Annotated in this window: 4 protein-coding genes; all 4 read right to left on the bottom strand. The window is 51.4% G+C overall.

The window, feature by feature from the left end:
* Positions 1 to 28: 28 nt before the first annotated feature.
* The 4 genes from efeO (A918_RS0115905) to efeU all read right to left on the bottom strand — a co-directional run bounded on the left by efeO (A918_RS0115905) (position 29) and on the right by efeU (position 4234).
* On the bottom strand, positions 29 to 847 hold the full coding sequence (gene efeO, locus A918_RS0115905) for an iron uptake system protein EfeO (protein ID WP_022712012.1): 819 nt from the start codon (positions 845 to 847) through the stop codon (positions 29 to 31).
* A 66-nt stretch (positions 848 to 913) separates the two neighbouring features.
* Positions 914 to 2221: an iron uptake transporter deferrochelatase/peroxidase subunit gene (efeB, locus tag A918_RS0115900; RefSeq protein WP_022712011.1), complete on the bottom strand. Its 1308-nt coding sequence runs from the start codon at positions 2219 to 2221 to the stop codon at positions 914 to 916.
* 3 nt (positions 2222 to 2224) lie between these two features.
* Positions 2225 to 3403: an iron uptake system protein EfeO gene (efeO, locus tag A918_RS0115895; RefSeq protein ID WP_022712010.1), complete on the bottom strand. Its 1179-nt coding sequence runs from the start codon at positions 3401 to 3403 to the stop codon at positions 2225 to 2227.
* A 9-nt stretch (positions 3404 to 3412) separates the two neighbouring features.
* Positions 3413 to 4234 (bottom strand): iron uptake transporter permease EfeU, encoded by an 822-nt coding sequence (gene efeU, locus A918_RS0115890; protein WP_022712009.1) that lies wholly within the window; start codon positions 4232 to 4234, stop codon positions 3413 to 3415.
* Positions 4235 to 4488 lie beyond the last annotated feature (254 nt).

Here is a 4488-nt window from a genome sequence, read left to right as displayed (position 1 = left end):
CGGGGGCGTTTTTTAAACAATACTCAGATCAGTTCAGACCGAGCTTGCCGCGCAATGTCGACAGGTCTTCCGCCAGCGTATTCACTGCAATGGAGAGCACTTTGCGATCTGCTTCAGTCAGCTTGTCATAGCTCTGATAGCCTTCGCCTTCCTTGTATTTATCAAGTGTCTGGGAAACAGTGTTGAAGTTTTCATCCACTTTCTTGGTGAATTCCGCTTCTTTCGCTTCAATCAGCGGACGAACCAGATCAAAAATCTTGCGGGAACCGTCAAAATTGCCTTTGAAATCCCAGAGATCAGTGTGGCTGTAACGGTCTTCTTCCCCAGAAATTTTGGTTGCCGCCACTTCTTCCATCAGCACTGCCGCACCGCCGACAACTTTTTCCGGCGGGAAAGTCAGATCAGCAATACGCTTGTTCAGCTCGCTCACATCAGCCATCAGCTTATCAGCAACCGGTGTCAGCTCTTCGGTCGAGTTCTTTTCCCACAGACCATATTCAATACGGTGGAAACCCGTGAAACCCGGATCCTGCTCGGCCTTTTCCCAGTCGTCAGCGCGGCTGTCAATTGCCACGTCCAGATCGCTGAACAGTTCCGCAATCGGCTCAATGGCTTCGTAGCTCAGGCGGGTTGGCGCAAAGAGCGACTTTGCCTTTTCCACATCACCGGCTTTCACAGCATCGGTAAAGACTTTGGTGTCTTCTTCCAGCTTCTGCACTTTTTCACTGACATAAATTTTATATTCTGCCAGCGGCTCAACGAGGTCATAGGTGGTATCCTGCGCAAAAGCCTGAAAGGACAGGCAGGAGGCAAGTACCGAGGCGGCAAGTAAAGATCCAAACTTCATTACAGACGTCCTTCTGATACGCTTCATGTTTTTAGAGTTGCAGCCGTTCTTACAAACGGTTGTGGGTTAAACCTTGTTATCCGGATGATTGCGGATGGCCTCAACCAAAGTGCTGCCGAGATAATCCTTCTCGTCCACCGCACCCGGTAAAATATAAAAATATCCGCCGCCGACCGGCTTGATATATTCTTCCAGCGGCTCACCATCGAGCTTGCGCTGCACGGTGATAAAGCCCTGTTCCAGATCAGCCTGATAGCAAATGAAAAGCAGCCCCTGATCGAGTTGACCGGACTTGGTAACACCATTGGAATAGTTGAACGGGCGGCGCAGAATGAGATTTTTCTGCGTGGCATGGGTGCGGTCATTGGCAAGACGGATATGCGCATCCATCGGCGTGACTTTACCTTCAGGGTCTTTGGAATAGTCCGGCACCTGACTTTCCTTGGTGCCATCCATCGGCGCACCGGACATTTTCTTGCGCCCGAAAATCAGTTCCTGCTCCTGCAAAGGTGTGCGATCCCAACGCTCCACAAAATTGCGGATAATACGCACTGCCTGATAGGAACCATTGGCTGCCCAATCCGGCTCCTGATGGGTTTCCCCTACCCAGACCAGCTGGTTCATCAATGCACTGTCACCGGCATCGGGATTGGCAGAACCATCGCGGAAGCCTAAGAAATTGCGTGCGCTTTCAACCTCACCGGAAGGCGAAGGCGGGATCACCGGCACATTGCCTTCCTGTTTCCAGCGCAGGAAAACCAGATCAGACATGGTTTTGAGAATATCGCGCAAAGCGTGAATATTGGTATCCGGCGTATTCGCGCAAAATTGCAGCGACAGATCGCCGTGACAGAGATCAGCCACCAGTGCATCATTCGGGAACTTGGTCATGCGCTGCAAAAGCTTCGGCTTATGGGCTTTTAGCCACGGATGATGCTCAAACAGGCTATCGCCAAGACCTACCGTAATCGTCAGGTTATCCGGCCGGATTTCAGGGCCGATAATACCGGAATCCGCAGGCGGCAGTTTCGGATCAAGCTCCGGCGGTGTGCCGCCCTGCGTGAGAAAAACAATGCGCTGCGTTAAAGTACGAAACAACCGCTCCAGATCATCCGGTGTTTTCACCAGCACATCGAAAGACGCAACCAAACCATGGGCAGGACGGGCATTGGTGATGCCGGACTGATGAATGCCATAAAAAGGCTGGCGCTGATGAAAACCATTGCTGCCGACCGGCGCATCGGTCACATGATGCTCAACCGGAGCCGATGAAGCTTGCGCATAACCCGCAGTCATTGTGCTGCCTAAGGCCAGCCCCAATCCTTTGAGGACATTACGGCGGTTTGCAGTGAGCTTGTTCTCTTCCTTTTTCATCACTTACTCCAATCCGATTGCAGACATCAGTGCGGTGATTTTCTGGCTGAGTGTTTTCACTTTTTCCGCCAATGCGCGGCGGGCTGCGTCATCAATTTCCGCATAGGAACGCTCAGGATTCCCTGCCGATAAGGTCGTTAGTTCCTGTCGCACATCCTGTAAGGCAGAAAGTGCATTTTGTGTTTCGCCCGCTGCCGGTTTTTCACTGAGCGGTTTCAGCAAAGTGAGAATTTTTTCTGCGCCGTCGAGTTTTGCCGTCAGGTCAGCCAGATCAAGATGCGAATAGGCATTATCACCGGCAATAACGGCACCTTCAGCCTGCTGGTTCAGATAGGTTGCAAGACTGCGCAGCAGCATATCCGGTGTCAGTTTCGTGGTTTTCAGACGCTCTTTCAGCTCTGTCAGATCAGTTGCCAACTGACTGGCAAAAATATCCAGTCCTGCTGTACTGTTCTGCGCCCACAGACCATATTCAATACGATGGAAACCGGTAAATGCAGGATCTTCTTCGCGTTTTTCCAGATAATTTGCGAGAGGATCAATCTTAGACGCCAGATCGGAGAAACGGCCGGAAAGCACATCTGTGCGTTCATAGGCTTCACGCGCCTGCGAGAATGCCGTGCGCGCTGCCTGCACATCGCCTGCGGCAATTGCTGCTTGCAATGCCTGCGTATTTTTAAGCGCCGCATTGCTCTGCATAACCAGAAACACTTTATATTCTGAGAGCATACCAATGAAAGCGCGGATATCCGGCTTGGCCGCTACAGCCGCTTTCGAATGTTCGGACGGCGTTACCGTCAATTTGCCACGCGGATTGGAAAGCAGACCGCAGGTAATCTCATACTCACCGGGCAGCAACTGCGCACGCAGCACGGATTTCATGCCGGGGATAATATTTTCACGCTCTTCTACGACCATCACACCGTCGAGAATTTCCCATTCAACAGGGCGGTCGGAACGGTTGTGGATTTCAAAACTGTGAAAGCCGGACGGCAAGGTCAGATTCATCGGATCGCAGGCTTTGGCACCAACCTCAATCGGAATCAGCTTTTCATTGCCTGTCGTGTTTTTCGTGATGGTTGCATAATAAAACAACCCGCCTGCAGCCACTGCCAAAACAGCGGAACCGGCAACAGCCAGTTTCATAAGGCCTGATGAAGGTGCGGATGGATTCTTACTCATCATAGCCTCTTACGCAGCAGCGGTTTTTTGTGCAGGTACCGGCCGCAGATAAATGGCCAGTGCCGCAAACAGGAAGATAAAATAGGCAATCACTTCGCCAATCGCCGGTGTATCGTGATAGCCGAGCAGGCCGGACAGCAATGTGCCGAGCGGTGTAGACAGCGGCAGCACATGGCTCAGATCCCATGCCGGTGCCTGCAAATAATTCCAGATGCCAGCCTCATGCAGGCTGCGAAGTGAGCCGGACAATAAACCGGCAGCAACGAAAATAATCAGAATGCCTGTCCAGCGGAAAAACAGCCGTAAATTCAGGCGCAACCCGCCCTGATAAATCATCATGCCGAGCACGACAGAAACAGCTACGCCCAAAAAAGCACCGAGCGGTGCCGCATAGCCTTCGCTCTGCTGAAAAATCGCCAGCAGGAAGAACACGGATTCCAGCCCCTCACGCGCTACGGCAAAAAACACCATGCCAATCAGGGCCCAAGTCGCCGATTTCGCGGCAAGTGCATGTTCGACGGAATGCTGCAATTCATCTTTGAGGGAGCGTGCGGCTTTCTTCATCCACAACACCATCGACATCAGCACGATCACCGCGACAAAGCCGACAATGGCCTCGAACAATTCCTGCATTTTTTGCGGAAATTCAGCGCTGATGATCTGCAAGGCAGCACCCGCCAAAAAGGACAGCGCAATAGCCAGAAATATGCCGATCCAGACGGCAGGCATATAAGATGAGCGTCCGGTCTTGTTCAGATAAGACGCAATAATACTGGTGAGAAGAGCAGCTTCCAGCCCCTCACGCAACATAATCAGAAACGGTGCCAACATCGGCTTGCTCTCAGTGTCGTTTAAACAAATGCAAGCCGGAAAAGCCTGCGCAACAATGAAAATGCCCGGCCGGAACGATCACTAATTCAGTAAAAGCAGAGGTCTAAGCAAAGACAGTTAAACATGTGAATTAAAGTCACCTTTTACATGAAACTGCTATTTCCGACAACGCAAAAACATGGGAGCGGGCAGATTTTTCTGAAAACCCGAAGACCGGCAGAAAATCTCTATCCCTTTTTAAAAACTCATAAAAA

The organism is Pseudochrobactrum sp. AO18b, from assembly GCF_000409565.1.
GTDB classification, from domain to species: Bacteria; Pseudomonadota; Alphaproteobacteria; order Rhizobiales; family Rhizobiaceae; genus Pseudochrobactrum; species Pseudochrobactrum saccharolyticum.
This window is presented reverse-complemented; position numbering and strand designations above follow the sequence as displayed.

Excerpts from the sequence above, each read along its gene's own strand:
- efeO (WP_022712012.1), bottom strand. The coding sequence starts at position 847 with ATGAAGTTTGGATCTTTACTTGCCGCCTCGGTACTTGCCTCCTGCCTG.
- efeB (WP_022712011.1), bottom strand. The coding sequence starts at position 2,221 with ATGAAAAAGGAAGAGAACAAGCTCACTGCAAACCGCCGTAATGTCCTC.
- efeO (WP_022712010.1), bottom strand. The coding sequence starts at position 3,403 with ATGAGTAAGAATCCATCCGCACCTTCATCAGGCCTTATGAAACTGGCT.
- efeU (WP_022712009.1), bottom strand. The coding sequence starts at position 4,234 with ATGTTGGCACCGTTTCTGATTATGTTGCGTGAGGGGCTGGAAGCTGCT.